Origin of the sequence: Streptomyces sp. NPDC020898, from assembly GCF_044333925.1 — a bacterium.
Lineage (GTDB): Bacteria > Actinomycetota > Actinomycetes > Streptomycetales > Streptomycetaceae > Streptomyces.
Genome location: NZ_JBIRRV010000002.1, coordinates 258,998 through 284,211 on the forward strand (window position 1 = coordinate 258,998; position 25,214 = coordinate 284,211).

30 protein-coding genes are annotated in these 25,214 nt (G+C 70.0%); 13 read left to right on the forward strand and 17 right to left on the reverse strand.

All coding sequences use genetic code 11. The features are described 5' to 3' along the window. Positions 1-8: 8 nt before the first annotated feature. Positions 9-638, forward strand: a complete 630-nt coding sequence (locus tag ACH4TV_RS09050) for a CGNR zinc finger domain-containing protein (protein WP_398395821.1) — start codon at positions 9-11, stop codon at positions 636-638. On the opposite strand, the gene sodX is transcribed toward ACH4TV_RS09050, so the two are convergent. Next, a complete protein-coding gene (gene sodX, locus ACH4TV_RS09055) occupies positions 542-1,012 on the reverse strand; it encodes a nickel-type superoxide dismutase maturation protease (protein WP_398396559.1) in 471 nt (156 codons plus the stop codon). The two genes, ACH4TV_RS09050 and sodX, sit on opposite strands and share 97 nt — an antisense overlap. Before the next feature lie 145 nt (positions 1,013-1,157). Here sodX and sodN point away from each other — a divergent pair, with 145 nt between their 5' ends. Next, positions 1,158-1,553, forward strand: a complete 396-nt coding sequence (sodN, locus tag ACH4TV_RS09060; protein WP_005480378.1) for a superoxide dismutase, Ni — start codon at positions 1,158-1,160, stop codon at positions 1,551-1,553. 62 nt (positions 1,554-1,615) lie between these two features. Here the strand turns inward: sodN and ACH4TV_RS09065 are convergent, their stop codons facing one another. Genes ACH4TV_RS09065 through ACH4TV_RS09075 form a run of 3 tightly spaced genes read right to left on the reverse strand, consistent with a single transcriptional unit; the run spans position 1,616 to position 3,605 of the window. Beyond that, positions 1,616-2,425 (reverse strand): class I SAM-dependent methyltransferase, encoded by an 810-nt coding sequence (locus ACH4TV_RS09065; RefSeq protein ID WP_398395823.1) that lies wholly within the window; start codon positions 2,423-2,425, stop codon positions 1,616-1,618. Positions 2,426-2,452: 27 nt separating this feature from the next. After that, positions 2,453-3,337 (reverse strand): polyphosphate kinase 2, encoded by an 885-nt coding sequence (gene ppk2, locus ACH4TV_RS09070; protein WP_398395825.1) that lies wholly within the window; start codon positions 3,335-3,337, stop codon positions 2,453-2,455. Positions 3,338-3,371: 34 nt separating this feature from the next. Continuing rightward, positions 3,372-3,605 (reverse strand): hypothetical protein, encoded by a 234-nt coding sequence (locus tag ACH4TV_RS09075; protein ID WP_398396561.1) that lies wholly within the window; start codon positions 3,603-3,605, stop codon positions 3,372-3,374. A gap of 258 nt (positions 3,606-3,863) precedes the next feature. On the opposite strand from ACH4TV_RS09075, the gene ACH4TV_RS09080 reads away from it, so the two are divergent. Then, on the forward strand, positions 3,864-4,622 hold the full coding sequence (locus ACH4TV_RS09080; protein ID WP_398396563.1) for a VOC family protein: 759 nt from the start codon (positions 3,864-3,866) through the stop codon (positions 4,620-4,622). Here the strand turns inward: ACH4TV_RS09080 and ACH4TV_RS09085 are convergent. The 6 genes from ACH4TV_RS09085 to ACH4TV_RS09110 all read right to left on the reverse strand — a co-directional run bounded on the left by ACH4TV_RS09085 (position 4,619) and on the right by ACH4TV_RS09110 (position 7,791). Further along, positions 4,619-4,798, reverse strand: a complete 180-nt coding sequence (locus ACH4TV_RS09085; RefSeq protein ID WP_398395827.1) for a hypothetical protein — start codon at positions 4,796-4,798, stop codon at positions 4,619-4,621. The two genes, ACH4TV_RS09080 and ACH4TV_RS09085, sit on opposite strands and share 4 nt — an antisense overlap. A 70-nt stretch (positions 4,799-4,868) precedes the next feature. Beyond that, positions 4,869-5,216 (reverse strand): DUF952 domain-containing protein, encoded by a 348-nt coding sequence (locus ACH4TV_RS09090; RefSeq protein WP_398395829.1) that lies wholly within the window; start codon positions 5,214-5,216, stop codon positions 4,869-4,871. A 9-nt stretch (positions 5,217-5,225) separates the two neighbouring features. After that, the gene (locus tag ACH4TV_RS09095; protein ID WP_398395831.1) at positions 5,226-6,461 is read right to left on the reverse strand and encodes an RNA polymerase sigma factor; all 1,236 of its coding nucleotides are present in this window, start codon (positions 6,459-6,461) and stop codon (positions 5,226-5,228) included. After that, entirely contained in the window at positions 6,458-6,874 is a 417-nt protein-coding gene (locus ACH4TV_RS09100) for a YciI family protein (protein WP_398395833.1), read from the reverse strand. Before ACH4TV_RS09100 ends, ACH4TV_RS09095 begins: the two co-directional genes overlap by 4 nt. Before the next feature lie 72 nt (positions 6,875-6,946). Then, a complete protein-coding gene (locus ACH4TV_RS09105; protein ID WP_398395835.1) occupies positions 6,947-7,141 on the reverse strand; it encodes a hypothetical protein in 195 nt (64 codons plus the stop codon). Between the two features lie 62 nt (positions 7,142-7,203). After that, complete coding sequence (locus ACH4TV_RS09110; RefSeq protein WP_398395837.1) at positions 7,204-7,791, reverse strand: dihydrofolate reductase family protein; 588 nt, start codon at positions 7,789-7,791, stop codon at positions 7,204-7,206. A gap of 124 nt (positions 7,792-7,915) precedes the next feature. Between ACH4TV_RS09110 and ACH4TV_RS09115 the strand changes: the two genes are divergently transcribed. Beyond that, positions 7,916-8,542, forward strand: coding sequence for a TetR/AcrR family transcriptional regulator (locus ACH4TV_RS09115; protein ID WP_398395839.1), 627 nt, complete (start codon positions 7,916-7,918; stop codon positions 8,540-8,542). On the opposite strand, the gene ACH4TV_RS09120 is transcribed toward ACH4TV_RS09115, so the two are convergent. The 3 genes from ACH4TV_RS09120 to ACH4TV_RS09130 all read right to left on the reverse strand — a co-directional run bounded on the left by ACH4TV_RS09120 (position 8,533) and on the right by ACH4TV_RS09130 (position 11,981). Continuing rightward, positions 8,533-9,156, reverse strand: coding sequence for a GNAT family N-acetyltransferase (locus ACH4TV_RS09120; protein ID WP_398395841.1), 624 nt, complete (start codon positions 9,154-9,156; stop codon positions 8,533-8,535). The genes ACH4TV_RS09115 and ACH4TV_RS09120 overlap by 10 nt on opposite strands. 186 nt (positions 9,157-9,342) lie before the next feature. Then, a complete protein-coding gene (locus ACH4TV_RS09125) occupies positions 9,343-10,446 on the reverse strand; it encodes a family 2 encapsulin nanocompartment cargo protein polyprenyl transferase (RefSeq protein ID WP_398395843.1) in 1,104 nt (367 codons plus the stop codon). 122 nt (positions 10,447-10,568) lie between these two features. Beyond that, positions 10,569-11,981 carry a family 2B encapsulin nanocompartment shell protein gene (locus ACH4TV_RS09130; RefSeq protein WP_398395845.1) on the reverse strand — a complete coding sequence of 471 codons (1,413 nt, stop codon included), beginning with the start codon at positions 11,979-11,981 and terminating at the stop codon, positions 10,569-10,571. Between the two features lie 264 nt (positions 11,982-12,245). Here ACH4TV_RS09130 and ACH4TV_RS09135 point away from each other — a divergent pair, with 264 nt between their 5' ends. The 3 genes from ACH4TV_RS09135 to ACH4TV_RS09145 all read left to right on the forward strand — a co-directional run bounded on the left by ACH4TV_RS09135 (position 12,246) and on the right by ACH4TV_RS09145 (position 14,511). Further along, complete coding sequence (locus ACH4TV_RS09135; protein WP_398395847.1) at positions 12,246-12,479, forward strand: hypothetical protein; 234 nt, start codon at positions 12,246-12,248, stop codon at positions 12,477-12,479. A gap of 161 nt (positions 12,480-12,640) precedes the next feature. Beyond that, entirely contained in the window at positions 12,641-13,231 is a 591-nt protein-coding gene (locus tag ACH4TV_RS09140; protein WP_398395849.1) for an N-acetylmuramoyl-L-alanine amidase, read from the forward strand. A 398-nt stretch (positions 13,232-13,629) separates the two neighbouring features. Continuing rightward, on the forward strand, positions 13,630-14,511 hold the full coding sequence (locus ACH4TV_RS09145) for a 1-aminocyclopropane-1-carboxylate deaminase/D-cysteine desulfhydrase (protein ID WP_398395851.1): 882 nt from the start codon (positions 13,630-13,632) through the stop codon (positions 14,509-14,511). A gap of 21 nt (positions 14,512-14,532) precedes the next feature. Here ACH4TV_RS09145 and ACH4TV_RS09150 read toward each other — a convergent pair whose 3' ends face one another. Next, entirely contained in the window at positions 14,533-16,128 is a 1,596-nt protein-coding gene (locus tag ACH4TV_RS09150) for a Na+/H+ antiporter (protein WP_398395853.1), read from the reverse strand. 78 nt (positions 16,129-16,206) lie between these two features. Here ACH4TV_RS09150 and ACH4TV_RS09155 point away from each other — a divergent pair, with 78 nt between their 5' ends. The 3 genes from ACH4TV_RS09155 to ACH4TV_RS09165 all read left to right on the forward strand — a co-directional run bounded on the left by ACH4TV_RS09155 (position 16,207) and on the right by ACH4TV_RS09165 (position 18,355). Beyond that, complete coding sequence (locus tag ACH4TV_RS09155; protein WP_398395855.1) at positions 16,207-16,467, forward strand: UBP-type zinc finger domain-containing protein; 261 nt, start codon at positions 16,207-16,209, stop codon at positions 16,465-16,467. Positions 16,468-16,769: 302 nt separating this feature from the next. After that, on the forward strand, positions 16,770-17,183 hold the full coding sequence (locus ACH4TV_RS09160) for an anti-sigma regulatory factor (protein ID WP_053744517.1): 414 nt from the start codon (positions 16,770-16,772) through the stop codon (positions 17,181-17,183). Then, positions 17,180-18,355, forward strand: a complete 1,176-nt coding sequence (locus tag ACH4TV_RS09165) for an RNA polymerase sigma factor SigF (RefSeq protein ID WP_398395857.1) — start codon at positions 17,180-17,182, stop codon at positions 18,353-18,355. The genes ACH4TV_RS09160 and ACH4TV_RS09165 overlap by 4 nt, the downstream gene beginning before the upstream one ends. Before the next feature lie 10 nt (positions 18,356-18,365). Here the strand turns inward: ACH4TV_RS09165 and ACH4TV_RS09170 are convergent, their stop codons facing one another. After that, positions 18,366-18,812, reverse strand: a complete 447-nt coding sequence (locus ACH4TV_RS09170; protein WP_398395859.1) for a hypothetical protein — start codon at positions 18,810-18,812, stop codon at positions 18,366-18,368. A 169-nt stretch (positions 18,813-18,981) separates the two neighbouring features. Here ACH4TV_RS09170 and ACH4TV_RS09175 point away from each other — a divergent pair, with 169 nt between their 5' ends. Beyond that, positions 18,982-19,950 (forward strand): diacylglycerol/lipid kinase family protein, encoded by a 969-nt coding sequence (locus tag ACH4TV_RS09175; RefSeq protein ID WP_398395861.1) that lies wholly within the window; start codon positions 18,982-18,984, stop codon positions 19,948-19,950. A gap of 331 nt (positions 19,951-20,281) precedes the next feature. Next, entirely contained in the window at positions 20,282-20,539 is a 258-nt protein-coding gene (locus tag ACH4TV_RS09180; protein WP_006380970.1) for a WhiB family transcriptional regulator, read from the forward strand. Positions 20,540-20,771: 232 nt separating this feature from the next. On the opposite strand, the gene ACH4TV_RS09185 is transcribed toward ACH4TV_RS09180, so the two are convergent. Continuing rightward, complete coding sequence (locus ACH4TV_RS09185) at positions 20,772-22,238, reverse strand: sensor histidine kinase (protein WP_398396565.1); 1,467 nt, start codon at positions 22,236-22,238, stop codon at positions 20,772-20,774. A gap of 544 nt (positions 22,239-22,782) precedes the next feature. Between ACH4TV_RS09185 and nagB the strand changes: the two genes are divergently transcribed. Further along, entirely contained in the window at positions 22,783-23,568 is a 786-nt protein-coding gene (nagB, locus tag ACH4TV_RS09190; protein ID WP_398395863.1) for a glucosamine-6-phosphate deaminase, read from the forward strand. Positions 23,569-23,726: 158 nt separating this feature from the next. Here nagB and ACH4TV_RS09195 read toward each other — a convergent pair whose 3' ends face one another. Further along, positions 23,727-25,211: a glycoside hydrolase family 3 protein gene (locus tag ACH4TV_RS09195; protein ID WP_398395865.1), complete on the reverse strand. Its 1,485-nt coding sequence runs from the start codon at positions 25,209-25,211 to the stop codon at positions 23,727-23,729. Positions 25,212-25,214: the final 3 nt, after the last annotated feature.

Consider the following 25,214-nt stretch of genomic DNA (forward strand, 5'->3'; position numbering starts at 1 on the left):
GACTACAAGTGGAACTGGCCTATTACTCGGACTATGCCGTGCGTCTCGTCAACACCGAGGAACCGGCACGCGGAAAGGACTCGCTGACCTCGACCGACGCCGTCCGCGATCTCTTCGGCGCCAACCAGCAGGCTGCCCGTCGCGCCACCGACGCCGACGTGACCCGGTTCCGCTCCGTACGGGCCCGCCTGCGCGCGGTCTTCGAGGCGGCGGACACCGGCGACGAGACACTCTCGGTGGACCTGCTGAACTCGCTCCTGCTGGAGTTCCCGGTGAGCCCGCAGATCTCCGGGCACGACTTCCGGGACGACGACGGGCGCCCGCTGTGGCACATGCACCTCGCCGACCACCCGTCCAACGCGACCGCGGGCTATGCCGCCATCGCCGCGATGGGCCTGGCCTTCCACCTCACCGAGTACGGCGTGGACCGCCTGGGCCTGTGCGAGGCACCGCCGTGCCGGAACGCCTACCTGGACACCTCGACGAACCGCTCCCGCCGCTACTGTTCCGACCGCTGCGCGACCCGGGCCAACGTGGCCGCCTACCGCGCCCGCAAACGCCTGGAGGCGGACCGGTCCGAGAAGACGGGCCTGGCGGCCGACAGCGCCCAGCGCACCAGCGCCAACGGCGAGCGCTGACCGGGCTTCAGCGGCCGGTACCGGAACCGGACCCTGCCCAGGATCAGATCGTGCGGCACGGTTCCATAGTCGGTGCTGTCCCCACCGGCGAAGGAGTTGTCCCCGAGCACCCACCAGCCGCCCTCACGCCGTTCCGCGGCCCGCTTGACGACCAGCAGGTCCTGCTGGAACGGATGGCGCAGTACGACGATGTCACCGGCCCTGACCCGGCCGCCGAACCGCACCACGAGAAAATCGCCGTGATACAGCGTGGGCACCATCGACGGCCCGGTCACCTCGACCCACCCGAAGGGCTTCGCAGCCCCTCCATGTTCACTCTCCCGCCCGCTCTCGCGTTCGCTCACGTGTTCGCTATCCTGCGACAGCTCCTGCATGCCGGCACCTCCCCGGTTCTCGTCCTCCACCAGTCCCAGTCTGACCCCCTACTTTTGTCCTAAGCCCATGGGGGCACTCGCGAAAACCCCTCTCCCAGGGAGTAATGTCGCACCTGAGAAGACGATCACGAGGAAGGAACGCTCCATGCTTTCCCGCCTGTTTGCCCCCAAGGTCAAGGTCAGCGCTCACTGCGACCTGCCCTGCGGTGTGTACGACCCGGCCCAGGCCCGCATCGAGGCGGAGTCGGTGAAGGCCGTGCAGGACAAGATGGCCGCCAACGACGACCCTCACTTCCAGGCGCGCGCCACCGTCATCAAGGAGCAGCGCGCAGAGCTCGCCAAGCACCACGTCTCGGTGCTGTGGAGCGACTACTTCAAGCCCCCGCACTTCGAGAAGTACCCGGAGCTGCACCAGCTGGTCAACGATGCCCTGAAGGCCCTCTCGGCCGCCAAGGCGTCCACGGACCCGGCGACGGGCCAGAAGGCCCTGGACTACATCGCCCAGATCGACAAGATCTTCTGGGAGACCAAGAAGGCCTGACCCAGGCCTCCAGCGAAAAGGGCCGGTCGATTTCGACCGGCCCTTTTCGCTGCCCGGCCCGTTCAGCGACGGCACACCAGAATCCCCGCCCGGCACCCGACCTCGAACGCCCCCTGCCGGGCGATCTGTTCGGTGACGATCGTGCGGGCCCGCTGCACGGTCGCGTCGAAGGGGACGTCGTACTGGTCCGCCCATGCTCGGTAGGACGCCAGGTACGCGACGATCGGGGCGGGGTCGTGGACGGTGACCGTGCTCGGCAGTTCGAGTGTCTCCACCGTGCCGAACTCCTCCCCCAGGAGGGTCGGCGCGTTCTGCAGGGTGAAGCGGGCGCCGAGCGAGAACCGGGTCGGCTCCTGTCCGGAGCCGAGTACGTCGCTGGCGGCGCGCTGCCACAGGTCGTCGAGTTCGGCCTTGTCGCGGTCGCCGTTGGTGGAAGCGATCACCACCCCGTCACGGGAGACGACGCGCGACAACTCCCTGACCGCCAGGGCGATATCGGGCACGTGGTACAGCATGTGCATCGCCAGGGCCGCGTCGACGCTCCCCGTGGCCAGGGGTAGCCGCGTGACGTCCGCGACGGCGACCGGGCCGGGGACGGTGGCGAGGATGCCGGGCGAGATGTCCAGGCCGAGCACCACCAGGTCGGGGCGGTCCTCACGGAGGCGCTGGACGTACGTGCCGTTGCCGCAGCCGACGTCGACCACACGCCCGCCCCCGCGCACACCGGTCAGCTGCTCGGCGACGATGCCCGGCAGGTCCTGGCGAGGCTTCTGCCACTGGTAGAGCGACTGGCGGGCGGCCAGGTCCCGTTCGCTGCTGTACGCGCTGTTGGCGAGGCGCGTTCGGTCGGTGGCGGCGGAGAGTTCGGTCACGTCAGAGGCCTGCCCGCTGGGGGCGGTTCACACGCCGTCGTCGTCCTCCCCCGCCTCCAGCAGGTTCGCGGCCGCGCCCACGATGCGCGGGTCGGGGCTGCCGACGACCTCCTCGTCCTTGCCCGTGTAGTCGAAGCGGGCCAGCACGCTGCGCATCGCCTCGACCCGCGCCCGCTTCTTGTCGTTGCTCTTCACCACCGTCCAGGGGGCCTGTTCGGTGTCCGTCTCGCGGAACATGGCGACCTTGGCCGCCGTGTAGTCGTCCCAGCGGTCCAGGGAGGCGAGGTCCATGGGGCTCAGTTTCCACTGCCGTACGGGGTCGACCTGGCGGATCGTGAAGCGGGTGCGCTGTTCGCCCTGGGAGACCGAGAACCAGAACTTGATCAGGTCGACGCCGTCGTCGACGAGCATGCGTTCGAACAGCGGGGTCTGGCGGGTGAAGCGGCGGTACTCGTCGTCCGTACAGAAGCCCATGACCCGTTCCACGCCGGCCCGGTTGTACCAGGAGCGGTCGAACAGGACGATCTCGCCGGCAGTCGGGAGGTGTTCGACGTACCGCTGGAAGTACCACTGGCCGCGTTCGCGTTCGGTGGGTTTCTCCAGGGCCACGACGCGGGCGCCGCGTGGGTTGAGATGTTCGGTGAAGCGCTTGATCGTGCCGCCCTTGCCGGCCGCGTCCCGGCCCTCGAAGACGACGACCAGCCGGCGGCCGGTCTGTTTGATCCAGCTCTGGAGCTTCAGCAGTTCGATCTGCTGGAGCCGCTTGTGCCACTCGTACTCCTTGCGCTCCATGCGCTCGGGGTACGGGTAGTTCTCCCGCCAGGTCTCGACCGGCCTGCCGTCGGGCCGGATGAGGACGGGTTCGTCGTGGTCGCTGTAGTCGACCTTCAGTCCGGTCATCAGTGGTGTCATCCTGTGGGCCTCCCCGACATCTGCGTGTCGGCGGTCAGTGGAACTGCGGCACGATCAGATAGATGCCGTACGCGACCACGGCCGCGCACGTCAGGAAGCACAGCCCCGCCTGGGCGAGGCCGAGTGTGTGGGTGTCGCCGTCATTCTCGCGCGCGCCCTCGACCCGGGCGAGTCCAAGGACGCCGACGGCGAAGACGACGACCACGGCGACGGTGACCCCGAGGCTCACAGCGGCGACCCGGCCCAGTGCGGTCCAGTCCGCCACCAGGAACGTGATGTGTGGTCCATGGCCCCGATGGAAGCAAGCGCAGGCGTCCTCGCGACGAACGGCGGGCAAAGGCTGTTCCTGGAAAGCGTGCAGGTGACACGGACAGTTCGCGGACCGGACGCGGACAGCCGGTGACGTCCGAGTGGGGCCAGTGGGGGCCGGTGTGTTCCCCATGCGCTGTCCAGGGGGTCGACGGAGTCCACTCGCCGAAACCCAGGTGGCTCGAAAGAACCGCCGACCTACGATCGCCCCATGAGCATCGGTATCCGCTGGACCTACGCCTTCATCGACCGACCCGCCGCCCTCCTCGGCCCCACCCGGGCGTTCTGGACCGCCGTCACGGACACCCGGTTGTCCGAAACCCGGGGCGAGCAGGGCGAGTTCGTGACCCTGCTGCCGGGCACGGGCGATCCTTGCGTCAAGGTGCAGGGCGTCGACTCCGGGGACGGCGGTGCCCATCTCGACTTCGCCGTGGAGGACGTGGACGCGTTCGTCGGGTCCGCATCGGCGCTCGGGGCGGCGACAGTCGGTGCACATGCGGGGTGGGCCGTACTGCGGTCGCCCGCCGGGCAGTTGTTCTGTGCCGTGCCCTGGCACGGGGAGGCGGTACGGCCCGCCGTGGTGGACGGCAGCCGCCTCGACCAGGTGGCCATCGACATCCCGCCCGCCGCCTACGAGGCCGAAGTCGCCTTCTGGGAACGGCTCACCGGGTGGGACTCCCTCACCGGCTCACTCCCGGAGTTCCGCGTCCTCAGGCCCCCGGCCGGCCTCCCCGTCCGTATCCTTCTCCAGCGCCTCGGCACCGAGCGGCCCGCCGCCTCCGCCCACCTGGACCTGGCCTGCGCCGACATGGAGACGACCCGCGCCCGCCACGAAAAGCTGGGCGCGTCCCTGGTCGCCCACGGCACCCACTGGACGGTCATGCGCGACCCGGCGGGCGGCACGTACTGCCTCACCGGCCGCGACCCGGAGACGGGCGGGCTGCCGAAGGCGACGCCGTCAGCCGACCCCGCCTAGCGAGGGGTCTCGTCCATACACACCACGATCGGACCGTCCGCGTCCGGTGTCGGGGAAGCTCCCGGCTTCTCCCGGCACAGGTCCTCCACGTCCTGCCGCAGCAGCGGCGCCGGATCGCTGTCGCCCGTCCCGTACCGGCCGTAGGTCCCCGCGGCTCCGCCGAGTCCTGCAGCCACACCGTGAGCCCGCCCCCGACGGCCACCGCGACCGCCCACACCAGCACGGCCCACCGCCACGCCCCACGGGTCACCGCCACACCTCGACGTCCACCACAGCGGCCACCGGGATCGGCCCGTACACGTGCGGGAACTCCTCGGCGCCTGGCTTCGGGGCCTCGTATTTCAGGGGTACGTCAAGCAGGGCAGGGTCCACGACCAGCACCACCAGCTCGTCGGGGCCGTCGTAGGAGCCGTACAGGAAGGCTGCGACGCGCGGGAGTTGGGCACGGGTCGAGCAGTGGATGAAACCCTCCTCCTGGAGGGTGCGGCCACGCGTCGACATCTCGTACGCGCCTCGCTCCCGGGCCGCGTCCCAGAGGGCGCGTTCGGTGATGTGGAGGATGCGCGGCAGCGGTTTGGGGGCGAGTTCTGACATGGACCCAACCTACGGGCGCAGCCGCGCCGCCCGCGCCCGCAGGTAACGCTGTTCGGGCAGGCTGAGCGTCCCGGCCGCCGCCGACTCGTAGGCGGCCCTGGCCCCGGCCGGGTCGCCGGCGCGCTCCAGCAGATGCCCCCGGACCGCGTCCAGCCGGTAGTTACCGGGTCCCGACTCGCCTGCCAGCAGCTCCAGTTCGGCCAGCCCCGCGCGCGGGCCGTCGGCCATCGCGACGGCGACGGCCCGGTTGAGGCGCTCGACGGGACCGGGCACCAGCGCCACGAGTACGTCGTACAGCCCGCGGATCTCGTGCCAGTCCGTCGTCTCGGCCGAGGTCGCCTCGTCGTGGACGGCGGCGATCGCGGCGCGCAGCTGGTACGGGCCCGGCCGGCCCCGGGACAGGGCCCTCGTGACCAGTTCCACGCCTTCCTCGATCGCCGCCTTGTCCCAGCGGGCGCGGTCCTGTTCGTCGAGGGGGATCAGCTCACCATGCGGGCCGCTGCGGGCGTCCCGGCGGGCGTCGGTGAGCAGCATCAGGGCGAGCAGGCCCGCCACCTCGGCGTCGTCGGAGAGGAGGCGGTGGACGGTCCGGGTCAGGCGGATCGCCTCGGCGGCCAGGTCGCGGCGCTGGAGACTCGCTCCGGAGGTCGCCGTATAGCCCTCGTTGAAGATCAGGTAGAGGGTCTGGAGGACCGCGGGGAGGCGTTGCCCCCAGTTGTCCGGCCGGGCGAAGCGCACGCCTCGCACCTTCTGCTTGGCGCGGCTGATGCGCTGCGCCATCGTCGCCTCGGGGACCAGGTGCGCGCGGGCGATCTCCGCCGTCGTCAGGCCGCCGACCGCCCGCAGGGTGAGCGCGATCTGCGCGGGCGGGGTCAGGTCCGGGTGGCAGGACAGGAAGAGGAGCGTGAGGGTGTCGTCCTCGCGGGGCGCGCGGTCCGCCCCGGGCGGCGGGGCGGTGAACGTGTCGCGCGGCGCGAGCGCCGCCGCCTTCTCCTCCCGCGCCCGCCGCGCCTCCTCGGCGCGCAGCGCGTCGGTCAGCCGCCGGGCGGCGACCCTGATCAGCCAGCCGCGCGGATTGTCCGGCACCCCGTCCGCCGGCCACTGCCGTACGGCCGCGATCAGCGCCTCCTGTACGGCGTCCTCCGCCGCGTCGAAGTGCCCGTACCGCCGGACCAGCGCGCCGAGGACCTGCGGCGCGTGCATGCGCAGCAGGTCCTCGATGCCGGTCGGGGTACGAGGGCTCACAGGTCCCCGGCGTCGAACACGGGCACGGGCCGGATCTCCACGGGGTAGTTCGGTACGCCCTCGGGGATCGGGCAGCGCGTGACGCGGGCGGCGATCTCGGTGACCCGCTCCAGGCTCGCGCACTCCAGGAGCCAGTAGCCGGCCATCAGCTCCTTGGTCTCGCCGTACGGACCGTCGGTGATCACCGTGGAGCCGTCCTTGCCGAGCGAGACGTGCCGGATCTGCTTGGGCTCGGCCAGGCCGTTCGCGTCGAGGAACTCGCCGGTCTCGGCGAGGTCGTCGTTGATCGCGCCCATGTACGCGTACATGGTCTGGAGGTCCTTCTCGGTCCAGACCGGGCTGTCCGCGGACCCCTTGCCGTTCTGCACGTCGTAGTCCGCCTGCGTGCCCCGCACCATCACCAGGTACTTCATGACCGCTCCTTCGGCTCGGGCCACCCGGATCGGGCGGCTCTCACGGGTACGTCGGAGCCGGACGGGGATTCTCTACGTCTTCTCGCTGCTTTTCGCCGCCTTTTTCGGCTCGGCCTCGGCGCCCGGCTCGACGTACGCATCGCACTCGGGGCTCCGGCACGGCCCGGCGACCCACTTCGGTACCCATGCGCCCAGGGTCTTGTGCCGCCGTACGACCGTGGCCACAGGCTGTCCGCAGACGGGACAGGCGTGCTCTCCTCTGTCCATTCCCTCAGGGTATTGCGGGAGTGTCCGGGGCGCTCCCCGCCGGTTCGACACTTTCTGCCGCGTCAGCGCTTTCTGCTGTACGTCCGCACGAGCGCGCCGTTCTTGAACGGGCGCACCTCGTCGAGGGTGAACTCCGTGATGTCGAAGCCGGAGCCGAACATCGGCATGCCGGTGCCGAGGACGACCGGGTAGGTCTTGATGACGAGGTCGTCGATCTCGTCGAGCAGCTCGCCCGCGAGCTGCGAGCCGCCGCACAGGTAGATGCCCTGCTCGCGGTCCTCCGCCTTGAGTTCGCGGGCCCTGGCGACCAGGTCGGCGGCGATGATCTCCACGTGGGGGTCGGGCGACTCCCCCAGGGTGCGCGAGGCGACGTACTCGCGCAGGTGGGCGTACGGGCTGGTGATGCCCTCCTTCAGGGCCACCTCGTAGCTGGCCCGGCCCTGGACGACCGTGTCGAAACGGCGGTTGGGCAGGTCGCCGATGTCGCCGAGGGCTCGGCGGGCTCCGGTCGAGATGGTCTCGGGGTACTCGGTCTTCAGGAACTCCAGGAACTGCTCGTCGACGAACGGGTACATGAAGGAGGCGTCGCCTGCCTCGTCCCCGATGAAGCCGTCGATCGTGCAGGCGATGAAGTAGGTGAGCTTTCGCAAGCCGTTCTCCTGTCGATGGGGGTCGTATGGCGCTTGAACCACTTCAGTTATAGTGCTTCATCTGTAGTGGTTACCAGCGGTTTTCGGGGAGCCGTTTTCGGAGAGTTCGGGAAGGAGGTTCCGGGTGGTCAGGAATCCGGGGCGCAGGGCGGGCCTCGTCGATGCCGGGGTCGAGGTGCTGGCGCGCGAAGGGGCGCGCGGGCTGACGTTCCGGGCGGTGGACGCGGAGGCAGGCGTGCCCACGGGCACCGTCTCGAACTACTTCACCGGGCGCGACGACCTGCTGCGGCAGATCGACGCCCGGCTGCACGAACGGCTCGCGCCCGACCCCGAGGTGCTGGCCGGGCTGCTGGAACTGCCCAGGGACCGCTCACTCGTCGCGGCTTTCATGCACGACCTGATGGGCCGGGCGACCCGCGACCGCACGGGGTACCTGGCCCTCCTGGAGATGCGCCTCGAAGCCACCCGGCGCCCCGAACTGCGCGCCTCGTACACCAAGTCGGTGCGCGGGGACCTGGAGGAGGGCATGCGGTTCCATCGCGCGGCCGGGCTGCCCGGCGGCGACGAGACCGTCACGGTGCTCTACCTCGCGATGCTCGGGCTGATCCTGGAGCACCTGACGCTGCCGGACGTGCTGGACGGCGTACTACCGGGAGTCACCGTCCCGGAGGGGCTGGTGGAACGGATCGTTGCGACGGTCGTACCGGACGGGCAGGACCCGCGGGACGGGCGGGACACAGCTCAGGCCTGAGGCTCGCGCCACATCGGCCACATCTGAGGGCCGTCCGGGAGGTCGAGGGGGCGGTCCAGGAGATCGAAGCCGAGCCGCTCGTACAGTTTGCGGCTGCGGGCGCTGCTCGCCTCCAGATAGGCGGCCAGGCCCTCGCGGTCGCAGCGGTCGAGGACGTGCTGGAGGAGGGTCGTACCCAGTCCCCGGCCCTGGTTGTCCGGTGCTACGGCGATCATCCACAGGTATTCGTGGGCGCGCCCGGCGGGGTGGATGCCGGCCGTCAGCCGCCCGATCAGTTCGACCCGCTCGTTGTCGGGATCGACGGCCTCGCGCAACTGGGCGGCATCGTCGTCGCCCTGCTCTGCGTCCCCGGCGTCTCCTGCGTCCTCCGGGTGAGCGTCCGCGGGGACGGACAGCCAGAGGGCGCATGCCGTGCCGTCCTCGGCGAGGTCGACCCGGCCCTCGGCGAGCACGATGTCGAGGAAGGCGGCCATCAGCCTGGGATGCGTCGCACGGCGGTGCGCCGCGTCCGGGAAGACCCAGCCGCTCACCGGATCGTCCTGGAAAGCCCCGTCCAGCAGCCGGACGACCAGCTCTCTGTCGCCCTCGTCCGCCGTCCGTATCGCCACGCCCATGTCCCGCCCCTTTTGTCCCAACCGCCGGTGATCGTACGGCGGTTGAGCCTAACGGGTGCTTACGTGTGTGCGGGATGAGGCGGGGCCCGCACACCGTGGGGATGTGCGGGACCCGCCGGCCGGAGCGCCACCCCGGGGCGTACGGAGTCAGGGCCGTACGCCCCGCCATGGGTGGCTCCGGGGCCCTCAGGTGGTCCGGCGGGTCACGAACTCGGCCAGGGACAGCAGGCCGCCCGCAGCCTCCGGATCGGGGACCGCACGGGACAGTTCGTGTATCGCGCGGGCCATCCGGTCGGCCGCCTGGAGCTGCGCCCAGTCCCGGCCGCCCGCCCGCTCAACGGCCAGCACCGTCCGCTCCAGTGCCCCTTCCTGCTCCTTCTCGTACGGAACCGAGTACAACTCGGCCAGTTCGGCGGCCGCCGGTGTGCCGGAGGCCAGTGCGGCGACCACGGGCAGGGACTTCTTGCGGGCGACCAGATCCGCCCCGGCCGGCTTGCCGGTGCGACTCGGGTCCCCCCATATCCCGATCACGTCGTCGATGAGCTGAAAGGCGAGCCCGGCCTCACGGCCGAACGCGTCCATCGCCTCGACGTCCGCGGCGGCCCCGCCCGCGTACAGCGCCCCGAGGGCACAGGCGCAGCCGAGCAGCGCGCCCGTCTTCGCCTCGGCCATGACGAGGCACTCGTCGAGGGTGACCTCGCCGGGGCCGCACTTCTCCATGGCCGTGTCCGCGTGCTGCCCCTCGCACAGTTCCACGACGCAGGTCGCGAGCCGGGCGGATGCGATGGCGGACGCCGGGTGCGGGTCCTCGGCGAGCAGCCGCAGCGCCAGTGCCTGCAGGGCGTCCCCGGCGAGGATCGCGTCGGCGTCGCCGAACACGGTCCACGCGGTGGGCCGGTGTCTGCGGGTGGTGTCCCGGTCCATGACGTCGTCGTGCAGCAGGGTGAAGTTGTGGATCAACTCCACCGCGGCGGCGGCCCGTACGGCTGTCTCCTGCCGTCCGCCGAGTGCCGCGGCCGCGGTCAGCACGAGCGCGGGGCGGATCGCCTTGCCCGCGTTGCCCGCCGCCGGGGTGCCGTCCGCGTGCTCCCACCCGAAGTGGTAGAGCGCGACCCGGCGCATGGCCCCGGGCAGCGACTCGACCGCCCCGCGCAACACGGGATCGACCATGGCCCGGGCCTGCTCCATGATGAGGGCGGCATCCTGCCCGTCCGCACCTCCGGGTCCACCGACCTCCCCGGACTGCTTCCCGGCCTCCCCCTGGTCCTGCGTTCCGGGTGAATCCGTCATCCTTGCGCCCACGGCCGGCCGTTCCCGTGTCCCCGACCCCTCCGAAGGCGTCTGGGCCGGACTACCGATGGGGCTCCGCCTTCCCAGGGTCTGGATGGTCTCGGCCGGGCCGTGGGGCGGGGTCACCGCCAGCGGCCGATCTCGACGTTCTCCAGCACGCCGAGTGCGTCCGGCACCAGGACGGCCGCCGAGTAGTAGGCCGTCACCAGGTAGTTGATGACCGCCTGCTCGTTGATGCCCATGAAGCGCACGGACAGGCTGGGCTCGATCTCGTCCGGGATACCGGCCTGCTGGAGCCCGATGACACCCTGCTCGGCCTCGCCGGTACGCATGGCGATGATCGAGGTCGTACGGGCCTCGGTGACCGGGATCTTGTTGCACGGGAAGATCGGCACACCGCGCCAGGTGGGGATGCGGTTGCCGCTCATGTCGATCGTCTCGGGGACGAGTCCGCGCCTGTTCAGCTCACGGCCGATCGCGGAGATCGCGCGCGGGTGGGCGAGCAGGAACTTGGTCCCGCGCCGCCTGCTGAGCAGTTCGTCCAGGTCGTCGGGGCTGGGTACGCCGTCGTGCGGCTGGAGCCGCTGGTCGTACTCGCAGTTGCTGAGCAGCCCGAACTCCCTGTTGTTGATGAGTTCGTGCTCCTGACGCTCCTTCAGCGCCTCGACGGTGAGCCGGAGTTGCTGCTCGGTCTGGTTCATCGGCTGGTTGTAGAGGTCGGCCACGCGGGAGTGGATGCGCAGCACGGTCTGGGCGATGCTCAGTTCGTACTCACGGGGCCTGGCCTCGTAGTCGACGAACGTGCGCGGGATGTCCGGTTCGCCGCTGTGACCGGCCGCGAGGTCGATCTCCTTCTCGCCGTACCTGTTGGCGTGCTGCTCCGGGATCGCGCTCAGCGCCTGGAGGTGCCCGCGCAGCGAGTCGGCACGCTCGGCGACCTGCTCGAAGTGCTGACGGGAGAGGGTCAGCACGGTGCACGCGGTGACCGCGCGGGCCGTGTACTCCCACAGGGCGTCGGGGTCGAGCAGCGCCTGGTCCCCGAAGTACGCGCCGTCGGCCAGCATGCCGAGTTCGGCGTCGTCCCCGTACGGGCCCGTGCCGATCTTCTCGACCTTGCCGTGGGCCAGCAGGAACACCTCGTCGTTCGGGCTGCCGAAGGAGGCGATCTCCGAGCCGGCCGTGAACTCCCGTTGCTGGCAGCGCCGGGCGAGTTCGGCGAACACCTCCCCGTCCGCGTCCTCGTAGGTCCGCAGCGCCGGCAACTCGGAAAGCTCCGCGGGGACCACTTCCACGCGCTCACCGGTCTTGACGAACGTCAGACGGCCGTCTCCCACGGAGTAGGTGAGCCGGCGGTTCACACGGTATGTACCACCCTGCACGTTCACCCAGGGGAGCATCCGCAGCAGCCAGCGCGAGCTGATCTCCTGCATCTGGGGTACGGACTTGGTGGTCGTGGCCAGGTTCCGCGCGGCCGATGTGCCGAGACTCTGCTGCGGCTTGTCCTGCTCCGTGCGGACCTCTTCGCCTACCGACATAAAGAACTGCCCTCCCATTAACGCTTAATGCGCCGATGCGTTGATCCCCATCGGACGCCTGCGCGCACCACCCTTCCGCACAGAACGTGCCAGTGCTATTACACGAATGAGCGGGAATGGATCACCCTCGAAGTGGGCACAAAGCAGTTCTTCGTCAACCTGTTCGGCCCGGCGAACGAGAAATGCGTCTTCCGCCGCCTCGGCGGGAACTTCAAGATCGGGTCAAGCGTTTGAACCATCGACGGACAACGACTGGAGAGATCGATGGCAGGCTTCCTGGACCGCGCCAAAGAACAGGCACAGCGCGGCCTGACGCAGGGCAAGCAGAAGCTCGACGAGGTACAGACCCAGCGGGCCGGCAGCGACCTGCTCAAGAAACTGGGCGCGGCGTACTACGCGGAGCGGCGCGGCAGCGGTTCCCCCGACGCGACCCAGCGGGCCATGCAGGCTCTGGAGAGCCACATCGCGGTCAACGGGGACGCGGTCCTGCGCCAGTGACGGCCCGTCGGCGGCGCGGCTGACACCACCGGTCGGCAGCACTGACCGGATCGGCTCGCTCGCCGTACGAACAATTCGCCCGTGACCGTCGGATTCCGGTACAAGCTGCGGTACGAGGCGGTCACGACCGGTGGCCGTCGCGCAGCACGAAGGAGACGGTCATGGCCCCTCCCATGTCCGCTGCCGGATTCCGGGACCAACTCAGGGCGGAAGGCGTCACCGTCGTCGAAGTCGGCGACTGGACCCACCACAACCGCAATCACAAAGGCCCTTGGGGCCCGGTCCACGGCGTGATGATCCATCACACGGTGACCAAGGGCAGCGAGTACACGGTGGAACTCTGCCGCGAGGGCTACGCCAAGCTTCCCGGTCCCCTGTGTCACGGCGTCATCACCAAGGACGGCTGCGTTCACCTGGTCGGCTATGGCCGGGCCAATCACGCGGGTTCGGGTGACGACGACGTCCTGCGCGCGGTGATCGCGGAGAAGGCCCTTCCGCCGGACAACGAGGCCAACACGGACGGCAACCGCCACTTCTACGGCTTCGAGTGCGAGAACCTCGGCGACGGGGAGGATCCCTGGCCGCAGGTTCAGCTCGACGCCATCGAGAAGGTCGCCGCGGCGCTGTGCCGGCACCATGGATGGACGGAGCGCTCGGTGATCGGCCACCTCGAATGGCAGCCCGGCAAGATCGATCCCCGGGGCTTCAGCATGGGGTGGCTACGGGAACGGGTGCGGGACCGTCTGAAGTGACCCGGGTTCTTCTCGCCCCCGCCGCCCTTACCCGTCCCATCCCTTCCTGGGGGCTGCGCCCCCAGACCCCCGCTACGGCCCTGAACGGGCCTTGTCCTCGAACACCGGACGGGCTGAGATGCCTGGGCTGGGCTGAAGAAGCGGCGAGGGCGGGTGGGCGGGAAAGAAGCTGGGGCCGGACGGCCTTGTCCTCGAACGCCAGACGGGCTGAAGGTGCGGGCCGACGGCGAGAAGTTCCGAGGTCGTCTGGCAATCGAGGCGAGGCGGGTGGGCGGGTGGGAAACACGGCCTTGGCGGCACTGACCCAGCCTCTCAGGCACCGGACACGCCGGCCCGGGCCTGGGCTGAAGAAGCGGCGGGGGCGGGTGGGTGGGAAAGCGGCGTACGACAATGGCATCGTGCGTCTCTCCGGTCCGCTTCCCGCCCCTCTCCAGGAACTCGCTGACGTCCGCTTCGGGCGGCGCGGGCTCCGGCTGGTTCTCAAGCGGGACGACCTCATCCATCCGGATCTGGTCGGCAACAAGTGGCGCAAGCTGGTGCCCAACCTGGAAGCCGCCGCCGGTCGGCCGGTTCTTACCTTCGGTGGCGCCTACTCCAACCACCTGCGGGCCACAGCCACCGCCGGGCGCCTCCTCGGGCTGCCCACCATCGGGGTCGTCCGGGGTCAGGAACTCGCCGACCGCCCCCTCAACCCCTCCCTCGCCCACTGCACGGCGAACGGCATGCGTCTGCACTTCGTCGACAGATCGACGTACCGGCAGAAATCAGAGCCCGAAGTGCTTGGTGCTATCCGCCGCGCGGCCGGCGCCGAGGACGCGTACGTCGTGCCGGAAGGCGGCAGCAACTCCCTCGCCGTGCGCGGTTGCCGCGACCTCGGCGAGGAGTTGCGCGGAAACGCCGACGTCGTCGCGGTCGCCTGCGGCACCGGCGGTACCCTCGCCGGCCTGGCGGCGGGCCTCGCCCCCGAGCAGCGTGCCCTCGGCATCCCCGTCCTCAAGGGCGGCTTCCTGGACGCGGAGATACGCACCCTCCAGGACCTCGCCTTCGGCGGACCCCGGGGCTCCTGGAGCCTCGACCACCGTTTCCACTTCGGCGGCTACGCCCGCACCACCCCCGAACTGCACGCCTTCGCCGACGACTTCGAGGCCCGTCACGACGTACCCGTGGAACGTCTCTATGTCGCCAAGATGCTCTACGGACTTGTCGCCCTCGCGGAAGACGGCGCGTTCGCAAACGGAACGACCGTCGCGGCGGTCATCACCGGCCGCCCGTTCCCGTAGACGACGCAAAACGCCTCACCCCTATTCCGTCTCCCGGAACGCCGCCGCCTCCTCCAGGTCCAGCCGGCGCAGCAACGTCCGGAGCATCTCGTCCTCGATGTACCGCGCGTCCCGCAGCCGCACGAACACCTCGCGTTCGGCGCTGATCATCTCCCGCGAAAGCCGCCGGTACGTGTCGTCCGCCGTCTCGCCGGTGACCGGGTTGACCGCGCCCAGCCGCTCCCAGACGGCGTTCTGGCGGCGTTCCAGCACCGTCCGCAGCCGGTCCGCCAGGGGTGGGGGCAGCGCGTTGCGCTCGTCCTCCAGCAGCTCTTCGAGGCGCCCTTCCGCCGCTCTGGAGGCCTGCGCCTGAGCGTTCGCCTCCGCGAGCGTCTCGGCCTGCGCGTCGCGGCCGGGCAGCTTCAGCAGGCGGATCAGCGGGGGCAGCGTCAGGCCCTGGACGACCAGCGTGCCGATGACCGTCGTGAAGGTCAGGAAGAGGATCAGATTCCGTTCCGGGAACGCTTCCCCGCCCTCCATGGTGAGCGGGATCGAGAAGGCGATGGCCAGCGACACGACCCCGCGCATCCCGGCCCAGGAGATGACGAACGCGCCCTTCCAGGTGGGGTTCGGCTCGCGTTCCCTGATCCGCGCCGACAGGAGCCGGGGCACGAACGTTCCCGGGTACACCCAGGCGAACCGGGTGACGACGACCACGAGGAAGACGGCGATCGCGTACCAGGCGGCGTCGACACCCTCGTACTCCCCGAGGCCCTTCATGACGACCGGGAGTTGCAGCCCGATCAGGGCGAAGACGGCCGATTCGAGAACGAAGGCAACCATTTTCCAGACCGCCTCCTCCTGGAGGCGGGTCGCGAAATCGACCTGCCACGCGCGATGTCCCAGGTAGAGCGCCACGACAACCACCGCGAGGACCCCGGAGGCGTGCACCTCTTCGGCGACCGCGTACGCCGCGAAGGGGATCAGCAGGGAGAGCGTGTTCTGCAGCAGCGCTTCCTTCAGGTGCGTACGCAGCCAGTGGATCGGCACCATCAGGATCAGCCCGATGCCGATGCCGCCGACCGCCGCGAGCAGGAACTCGCCGATCCCGCCCGCCCAGGTCGCACCCTCACCGACGGCCGCCGCGAGGGCGACGCGGTACGCGGTGATCGCGGTGGCGTCGTTCACCAGGGACTCGCCCTGGAGGATGGTGGTGACCCGCGACGGCAGCCCGATCCGGCGCGCGATCGCCGTGGCCGCGACGGCGTCCGGCGGTGCCACCACCGCACCGAGGACCAGCGCGGCGGTCAGCGGCATCCCGGGCACGATCACATAGGCGGCCCAGCCGACGACGAGGGTCGCGAAGAGCACGTACCCCACCGACAGCAGTGCCACCGGCCGCAGTTGCGCGCGCAGATCGAGGTACGAGCTGTCCACGGCCGCCGTGTACAGCAGCGGGGGCAGCATCAGCGGCAGGACGACATGCGGGTCGAGGCCGTAGTCGGGCACCCCGGGGACGTACGCGAACACCAGGCCGGCCGCGACGAGCAGCAGCGGGGGCGGGATCGGGGTGCGGCGGGCGGCGGCGGCGATCGCCCCGCTGCCCGCGACCAGCAGGAGCAGTGGCATCACATGCATCGGTCCAGGCCCACTCTCGTTCCGCCCACCCTGGGTATTCCGCGCGGCTTTCCGCGCACCCGTCGTAATCTGGCAATCATGAAACAGTGCACGCATGCCGACGCGCTGCCGCTCCCGGAACCCGAGCCCAAGACCGAGACCTGTCCGGAGTGCCTCGCGACCGGTACCCATCCGGTACAGCTGCGCCTGTGCCTGGAATGCGGCCACGTCGGCTGCTGCGACTCCTCACCGATGCGGCACGCGACAGCACATCACAAGGACACCGGGCACCCGGTCATGCGTACCTTCGAACCCGGCGAGAGCTGGCGCTGGTGCTTCGTCGACCACGTCCTCGTCTGACCACGCCCTCGCCTGACCAGGGGCATTGGTGACCGGGGGCGTACTCGTGTGACTCTGGATCCGGACGGTTCGACCGTCTGACGTCTGGGTACGTCAACCCGGCGCACGCTCTTCCCAATTGGGCCCGCAGACCCCTAGCCACTGTGCGTATCCATAGGTTTACTATGAGTGACAGCAAGGGGCTGGGGTCCCGGGACAGGAAAGTCGAGAGCGCGGTAGCGTCACCGCTGCACCACGTATCGCGTTACCCCGGGGGGCGACCCTCGGCCCCCGAAAGAGCTTGTACCACCTTGGAGGTGAGGGTGTCCCAGTTCGCAGGCGAGCCCGCGACCCAGGACTTCGTCGAAGTCCGGCTGCCGGCCGCGGGCGCCTATCTGTCGGTGCTGCGTACGGCCACGGCCGGACTCGCGGCCCGTTTGGACTTCACCCTCGACGAGATCGAGGACCTGCGCATCGCAGTGGACGAGGCCTGCGCGATCCTGCTTCAGCAGGCCGTGCCCGGCTCCGTACTCAGTTGTGTGTTCCGGCTGATCGACGACTCCTTGGAGGTCACGGTCTCCGCTCCGACCACGGACGGTCACGCCCCCGCGCGCGACACCTTCGCCTGGACCGTCCTGTCGGCCCTGGCCGGCCAGGTCGACTCCACTGTCGCCGAGGACAAGACCGTGTCGATCAGTCTCTACAAGAAGCGCGGCGCGGGACCCGGGCCGGCGTGAGGAACGGGGACGGACCGGTGCGGGACGAAGAACGCGGCACACGGGAGCTGCCCGCGGAGGGCAGCGGCGGCCCGGACGGGCCGCGGGGCACGGCGGACGCCATCTCCGGCGTCGCCGGTATCTCCGGCATCCCCGAGCAGGCCCGGCCGCACCCGGAGGACGACCCCTCGGGGATCGGCTTCAAGGACGACGGGCAGCTGGATCGGGAAGGTGCCGTGCAGAGTGCGCCCCTGGAAGGGCCAAGTGAGGTCTCCCCTGTTCGCGCTGAGGCGCCGACTCGGGGAAGGTCGACGGGCGGGACGATGAGCGAGCACGAACGAGACGACGCGCAGGGCGCACAGACGGCGGAGGCGGCTCCGGCCGCGGAAGCCGCTCCTGCGGCTCCGGCGGTACACGCCACGCAGCACCACGCCTCCGCGACGGACCGCAGCGGGGCGCGGGCGCTGTTCTTCGAGCTGCGCGAGCTGGACGCCGGCAGTGCCGAGTACGCGGAGCTGCGCAACCGGCTGGTCCGTATGCACCTCCCGCTCGTCGAGCACCTCGCGCGCCGCTTCCGCAACCGCGGTGAGCCGCTGGACGACCTGACCCAGGTCGCGACCATCGGCCTGATCAAGTCGGTCGACCGCTTCGACCCGGACCGCGGCGTCGAGTTCTCGACGTACGCGACCCCGACGGTCGTCGGCGAGATCAAGCGGCACTTCCGGGACAAGGGCTGGGCGGTCCGCGTCCCGCGCAGGCTCCAGGAGCTGCGCCTCGCGCTGACCACGGCGACGGCGGAGCTCTCGCAGCGGCACGGCCGCTCCCCCACGGTCCACGAGCTGGCCGAGAAGCTGGGCATCTCGGAGGAAGAGGTCCTGGAGGGCCTGGAGTCGGCCAACGCGTACTCCACACTGTCCCTGGACGTCCCCGACACGGACGACGAGTCCCCGGCGGTAGCGGACACCCTGGGCTCGTACGACGAGGCGCTGGAGGGCGTCGAGTACCGCGAGTCGCTCAAGCCGCTTCTCGAGGATCTGCCGCCGCGCGAGAAGCGGATCCTGCTGCTGCGTTTCTTCGGCAACATGACGCAGTCTCAGATCGCGCAGGAGGTCGGCATCTCCCAGATGCACGTCTCCCGGCTGCTGGCCCGCACCCTGGCCCAGCTGCGGGAGAAGCTGCTGGTCGAGGAGTAACCCCTCGGGGCTACTCCGACGCGTTGCCGGGCCCCCGGATCCCGAGGGCCCGGGTCGTCTCCTGGTTCACCAGCAGCACCAGCGCGGTGACCGCGACCACCCCCAGCACGATCCCGCCCGGAATGGCCATGCTGTCGGCCTGGAGCAGGTTGTAGGCGACGGGCAGCGCCATGATCTGCGTGATGACGGCCGGCCCCCGGCTCCAGCCGCGCCGCCCCAGCAGCCCGCGCGCGGCGAGCAGTGGCAGCAGCGCGAGCACGATCAGGGTGATTCCACCGGTGACGGCCTGCTGCCGGTCGTCCGGATCGCCTGTCACCCCCAGTACGAGGATGTAGGCCCCGCCGACCAGCAGGGCGAGCCCCTCCAGGCCGGCGAGCACGGCCGCCGCCGTCAACCTCAGGGGCCGCGGCCCCGTCGGTTCGAGGGTTTTCGGGGTGAAATTCTGCTCAGCGCTCACTCCCGAAGGGTAGCCCTGGGGCACTGGGGCGCCCGGCCCGCCCTGTACGCCCGGGGCTGCTTCCGCACCACGGGGGCGTGCGCCCGGGTGGCCGGGCTCACTCCCGCTTCTCTTACTTGATCCCCACCTGCCCTGGGCCGAGTACCACCCAGTAGGTACCCTGCATCGCATGCGTGCACTTCTCGTGGTCAATCCGGCGGCAACCACCACAAGCGCACGTACGCGCGATGTGCTGACACACGCTCTCGCGAGCGAGATGAAACTCGAGGCGGTCACCACCGAGTACCGGGGCCACGCGCGTGACCTCGGCCGGCAGGCGGCGGAGAGCAAGGACATCGAACTGGTCGTCGCCCTCGGCGGCGACGGAACGGTCAACGAGGTAGTGAACGGGCTGCTGCACAACGGGCCCGACCCGGACCGGCTGCCCGGCCTCGCCGTGGTCCCCGGCGGCTCCACGAACGTCTTCGCCCGCGCCCTCGGCCTGCCCAACGACGCCGTCGAAGCCACCGGCGTTCTCCTGGACGCCCTGCGCGAGAACCGGGAGCGCACGGTGGGCCTGGGTGTCGCGAGAGGGACGCCGGGCACCGAGGACGAGTCCGTGCCGGAGCGCTGGTTCACGTTCTGTGCCGGTCTGGGGTTCGACGCCGGAGTGATCGGGCGGGTGGAGCAGCAGCGGGAGCGCGGCCGGAAATCCACACACTCCCTTTACCTGCGCCAGGTCGTGCGCCAGTTCCTGGGAGAAGCCAACCGCCGGCACGGCACGATCACCCTGGAACAGCCGGGCGTCGACCCGGTGACCGATCTGGTGCTGTCCATAGTCTGCAATACGTCCCCGTGGACGTATCTGGGTAATCGTCCGGTGTACGCGTCGCCTAAGGCCTCGTTCGATAGCGGGCTCGACGTACTCGGTCTCAGTCGCATGTCGACGTCCGCTGTCGCCCGGTATGGCATGCAGTTGCTTACTTCGTCCCCCGAGCGGGGACCCCATGGCCGGCATGCCACCTCCCTGCACGACCTGACGGACTTCACCTTGCATTCGAAGGTGCCCCTGCCCCTCCAGATGGACGGCGACCACCTCGGACTGCGAACGAGCGTGACGTTCACAGGCGTACGCCGTGCACTGCGTGTGATTGTGTGAGCGGAACGGGCTAAAGTCCTTCCACTCGAACGTTTAGACCAGGGTCCACCCCATGGAAGTACGGCTGTGACCGAGCCGACACCGAGGAATCAAAAAAAACTTTCCGGTAGGGGTTGTATCCGCCGCTGAGGTTTGCGAGTCTCTACGTGGCGCTCGGGACGGCCCGCAACACCGGCCCCCACAGAGAGCCAGAACCCCTCCTCACTTCCTGGACCACGTCAGTCCGTCTGACGATCGGCCCTTCACTTGTTGAGGGATTCGTGAAAGCGTTCACATTCACAAGCACCGCGCAAAAGCAACGTGCATGTAATACCAAGGAGAGGTAGCAGCCATGGACTGGCGTCACAACGCCGTTTGCCGCGAGGAAGACCCCGAGCTCTTCTTCCCCATCGGCAACACCGGTCCTGCGCTGCTGCAGATCGAGGAAGCCAAGGCCGTTTGCCGTCGCTGCCCCGTCATGGAGCAGTGTCTGCAGTGGGCGCTCGAGTCCGGCCAGGACTCCGGCGTCTGGGGTGGTCTCAGCGAGGACGAGCGCCGTGCCATGAAGCGCCGCGCCGCCCGCAACCGGGCTCGTCAGGCCACCGCCTGACAACCCACCCCGTAACAGCCTGAGCTTGGCGGCGCGTACAGCGAGTACGCATCTCCCGCCCCCGAGCCGCAGCGCGCAGTGCCCCCGATGCGCATAGCAACGAGCAACTGAGCCCCGGACCATCGCCTTTGGTCCGGGGCTCATTGCTGTGTGCGCACAGCCGCCGCGCTGTCTCCGCGCTGCCTCCGTACGGGCTGTTCGGCTCGTACGGGCCATTGGCTGTAGGTGCGGGCTACTTGTTGGTGCGTACCGGGATGTCGAGGATCACCTGTGTACCCCGCTCGGGCGCCGGCACCATGTCGAACGTTCCGCCCAACTCGCCCTCCACCAGCGTCCGTACGATCTGGAGGCCGAGGTTGCCCGAGCGGTGCGGGTCGAAGCCCTCGGGGAGGCCCACGCCGTCGTCCTGGACGGTGACGAGGAGGCGGGTCTCCTTGCTGGTACCGCCGCGGACCGCCGAGACCTCGACCGTGCCGGTGTCGCCCGGACCGAAGCCGTGTTCCAGGGCGTTCTGGAGGATCTCGGTCAGCACCATCGAGAGCGGGGTGGCGACCTCCGCGTCCAGGATGCCGAAGCGCCCGCTGCGCCGGGCTCTGACCGCGCCCGGCGAGATCTCCGCGACCATCGCGAGGACGCGGTCGGCGATCTCGTCGAACTCCACGCGCTCGTCCAGGGTCTGGGAGAGCGTCTCGTGCACGATCGCGATGGACCCGACCCGCCGGACGGCCTCTTCTAGGGCTTCACGGCCGCTCTCGGAGTCGATGCGCCGGGCCTGGAGGCGCAGCAGGGCGGCCACCGTCTGGAGGTTGTTCTTGACCCGGTGGTGGATCTCCCGGATCGTCGCGTCCTTGGTGATCAACTCGCGCTCACGGCGGCGCAGTTCGGTGACGTCCCGCAGCAGGACGAGCGAACCGATGCGGATGCCCTTGGGCTTGAGGGGGATCGCCCGGAACTGGATGACCCCGTCGGGGGACTCGATCTCGAACTCGCGCGGCGCCCAGCCGCTGGCGACCTTGGAGAGCGCCTCGTCCACCGGCCCCCGGGACGGGGCGAGTTCGGAGGTGGTCACGCCCAGGTGGTGGCCGACGAGGTCGGAGGCAAGGCCGAGGCGGTGGTACGCGGACAGCGCGTTCGGCGAGGCGTACTGGACGATGCCGTCGGCGTCGAGCCGGATCAGTCCGTCGCCGACGCGCGGCGAGGCGTCCATGTCGACGACCTGGTTCGAGGAGGGGAACGACCCGGCGGCGATCATCTGGGCCAGGTCGGAGGCGCTCTGGAGGTAGGTCAGCTCCAGGCGGCTCGGGGTTCGGACGGTGAGGAGGTTGGTGTTGCGGGCGATGACCCCGAGGACGCGCCCTTCCCTGCGTACGGGGATCGACTCGACGCGGACAGGGACCTCTTCGCGCCATTCCGGGTCGCCCTCGCGCACGATCCGGCCCTCGTCCAGGGCCGCGTCCAGCAGGGGGCGGCGGCCGCGGGGGACGAGGTGGCCGACCATGTCGTCCTGGTACGAGGTCGGGCCCGTGTTGGGCCGCATCTGGGCGACCGATACATAGCGGGTGCCGTCGCGCGTGGGGACCCACAGGACGAGGTCCGCGAAGGAGAGATCGGAGAGCAGTTGCCACTCCGACACCAGCAGATGCAACCACTCCAGGTCGGAGTCGCTGAGCGCGGTGTGCTGGCGTACGAGTTCGTTCATGGAGGGCACGAGTGCGAGCGTACCCGGCGGTTCGGACATGGCCGGAAACCGTGGCTGGCGGGGAGGCGGGGAACGGGTACGAAAGAGGCCCGGAAACACCCGCGGGCCGCGGCGCCTGAGAGGGACCCTCAGCCCTCCCGGCACCGCAGCCCGGAGCAGCAACGGCCGTGGGGTGTGCGGTCCCGGTCGGCCGATGGATGAGGAGCCGGCGCAGTCAGGGCAGAGAGCCCCGGTTCCTCGATCCGTCTTCCTGTGCGGGGAAGACGGAAGCTCTGGTCGTACGTCTCTCTACGCATTGTGGACTAGACCACAAGCCGTGTCCATGCGCAGTGAGGTTGAAGAGTGTGCGTTGCTGTGCCTTCACGAGCGGTTCGGATGCCTCAAAACCGTCCGTCCGAACTAGTCGGACGTCCCTGCATCCACCATGCAGCCTAGCCCTGTTGGTTCCTGTGCGGGGCCGGAACGCCAAGGCAATTTCCGTGGATGCCTGTTAGATTGGTCTAAACCACATTGCACTCTCGTAGCCCAGATCGGCAGGCCCAGCGTGGAAGTTGTCATCGTTCCGGATGCCAAGGCGGGTGGCGAGCTCATCGCCGGGGCCATGGCGCAGCTGCTCCGGCGCAAGCCGACCGCCCTGCTCGGCGTGGCCACCGGCTCGACCCCGCTGCCCGTCTACCAGGCACTCGCGGCCCAGGTGGGTTCCGGTGCGGTCGAGGTGTCCCGGGCGCGCATAGCCCAGCTCGACGAGTACGTGGGGCTGCCTGCCGAGCATCCGGAGTCGTACCGGTCCGTGCTGCGGCGCGAGGTGCTGGAGCCGCTCGGGATCGGGATGGACGCGTTCCTGGGGCCCGACGGGACCGCCGAGGACGTGCGGGGTGCGTGTGAGGCGTACGACAGGGCGCTGGCCGAGGCCGGCGGGGTCGACCTCCAGTTGCTGGGGATCGGGACCGACGGGCACATCGGGTTCAACGAGCCGTGTTCGTCGCTTGCCTCGCGGACGCGGATCAAGACGCTGACCGAGCGGACCCGGATCGACAACGCGCGGTTCTTCGGCGGTGAGATCGGGCAGGTTCCGCATCACGTGATCACGCAGGGGATCGGGACGATTCTGGAAGCGCGGCATCTGGTGCTGCTCGCGACCGGCGAGGGCAAGGCGGATGCGGTGGCGGCGACTGTCGAGGGGCCGGTTGCCGCGGTGTGTCCGGCGTCGGCGCTTCAGTTGCATCCGCATGCGACGGTTGTTGTTGATGAGGGTGCTGCGTCCAAGTTGAAGCTTGCGGATTACTTCCGGCACACCTTTGTCAACAAGCCTGAGTGGCAAGGGATCTGAGGGATCTGAGGGGTCTAACGGCTCTACGCGTCTGCCGGGTTCTGTTGTCTGGCGGGTGCGGGGCCGCTGTGGCTGGTCGCGCAGTTCCCCGCGCCCTTTAGGGAAAGAAGCGCGCCGGTCCCCTTTCACGGGGGCCGGCGCTTTTGTGGTCGTGTGGGTTACTCGGCCGTGATGATCTCTGCCGCTGCTCTGCCGCAGACCCTTGCCGCGCCGTGGGTTGCCAGGTGGAGGGTGCCTCGGCGGGGGGACTGGGGGACGCCCATCTCTACGACGATCGTGTCGGGGCGGGCGGCCAGCAGGGTGTCCAGGGCGGTGGACATCCAGGGGTGGCGGTGTTCGTCGCGGACCACGGCGACGATGCGGCTCGGGCCCGCTGCGGTCAGGGCCGCCGGGCCCGCCCCGTCGCCGGTGAAGGTGCCGGTGCGGGTGCCGGGGAGGAGGCGTACCAGTTCGGCCGCCACACCCCAGGGGGTCTCGTCGCCCACAGCGAAGTTGGCCACCGGGGTGAAGGCGGCCACGTACGGGGGTTGCCGTAGGGGTTCGGAGGGGCCGGAGCGTGTCACCTCCACCGCGCGTCGGGCGGCCAGGAGACCGATGTCCGCCGTGGGCGTCGTGGCGGAGGGCTCCGGTGCCGATGACGTCCAGCGGGACAGGGAGCGGACGCGTTCCGCCGCGTCCGCCAGGCGGTCCTCCGGGAGTTCGCCGGTACGGACGGCCCTGATCAGGGCGTCGCGCAGGCGGCGTACCGTCTCGTCGTCCGCGAGGCCGCCGCCCACGCAGATGGCGTCGGCGCCGGCGGCGATGGCCAGGACGCTGCCGCGTTCGATGCCGTAGGTGCCCGCGATGGCCTGCATCTCCATGCCGTCGGTGACGATCAGGCCGGTGTAGCCGAGTTCGCCGCGCAGCAGGTCGGTGAGGACCGGGTGGGAGAGGGTGGCCGGGCGGTCCGGGTCCAGGGACGGGATCAGGATGTGGGCGCTCATGATCGCCCTGGTGCCGGCGGCGATCGCGGCGCGGAACGGGGACAGCTCACGGTCGAGTACGACCGAGCGGGCAGCGTCGATGCGTGGAAGGGCGTGGTGGGAGTCGACCGCCGTGTCTCCGTGGCCCGGGAAGTGTTTCGTGCAGGCGGCGACGCCCGCCGTCTGGAGGCCGGTGACGTAGGCCGCGGTGTGACGGGCGACCAGGCCGGGGTCGGCGCCGAAGGAGCGGACGCCGATGACGGGGTTGGCGGGGTTGGAGTTGACGTCCGCCGACGGGGCCCAGTTGAGGTTGACTCCGCAGGCCCGGAGGCGGTGGCCGAGTTCGTGGGCCACGTCCTGGGTCAGTACGACGTCGTCGATCGCGCCCAGGGCGTGGTTGCCGGGGAAGGAGGAGCCGGTGGCGACCTCCAGGCGGGTGACGTCGCCGCCCTCCTCGTCGATCGCGACCAGGACGTCGTCGCGCTCGGCGCGCAACTGGGCAGTCAGGGCGGCGAGTTGGGCGGGGGACGCGATGTTGCGGCCGAACAGGCCCACCGAGGCGAGGCCTTCGCCCAATCGGTGCAGGAGCCAGTCGGGGGCTGTCGTGCCGGTGAAGCCTGGTTGGAGGACCGTCAGCGCGTCTCGGGTGAGCGTGTCCGGGCGGCGGGCGAGTGTCGTCATCGG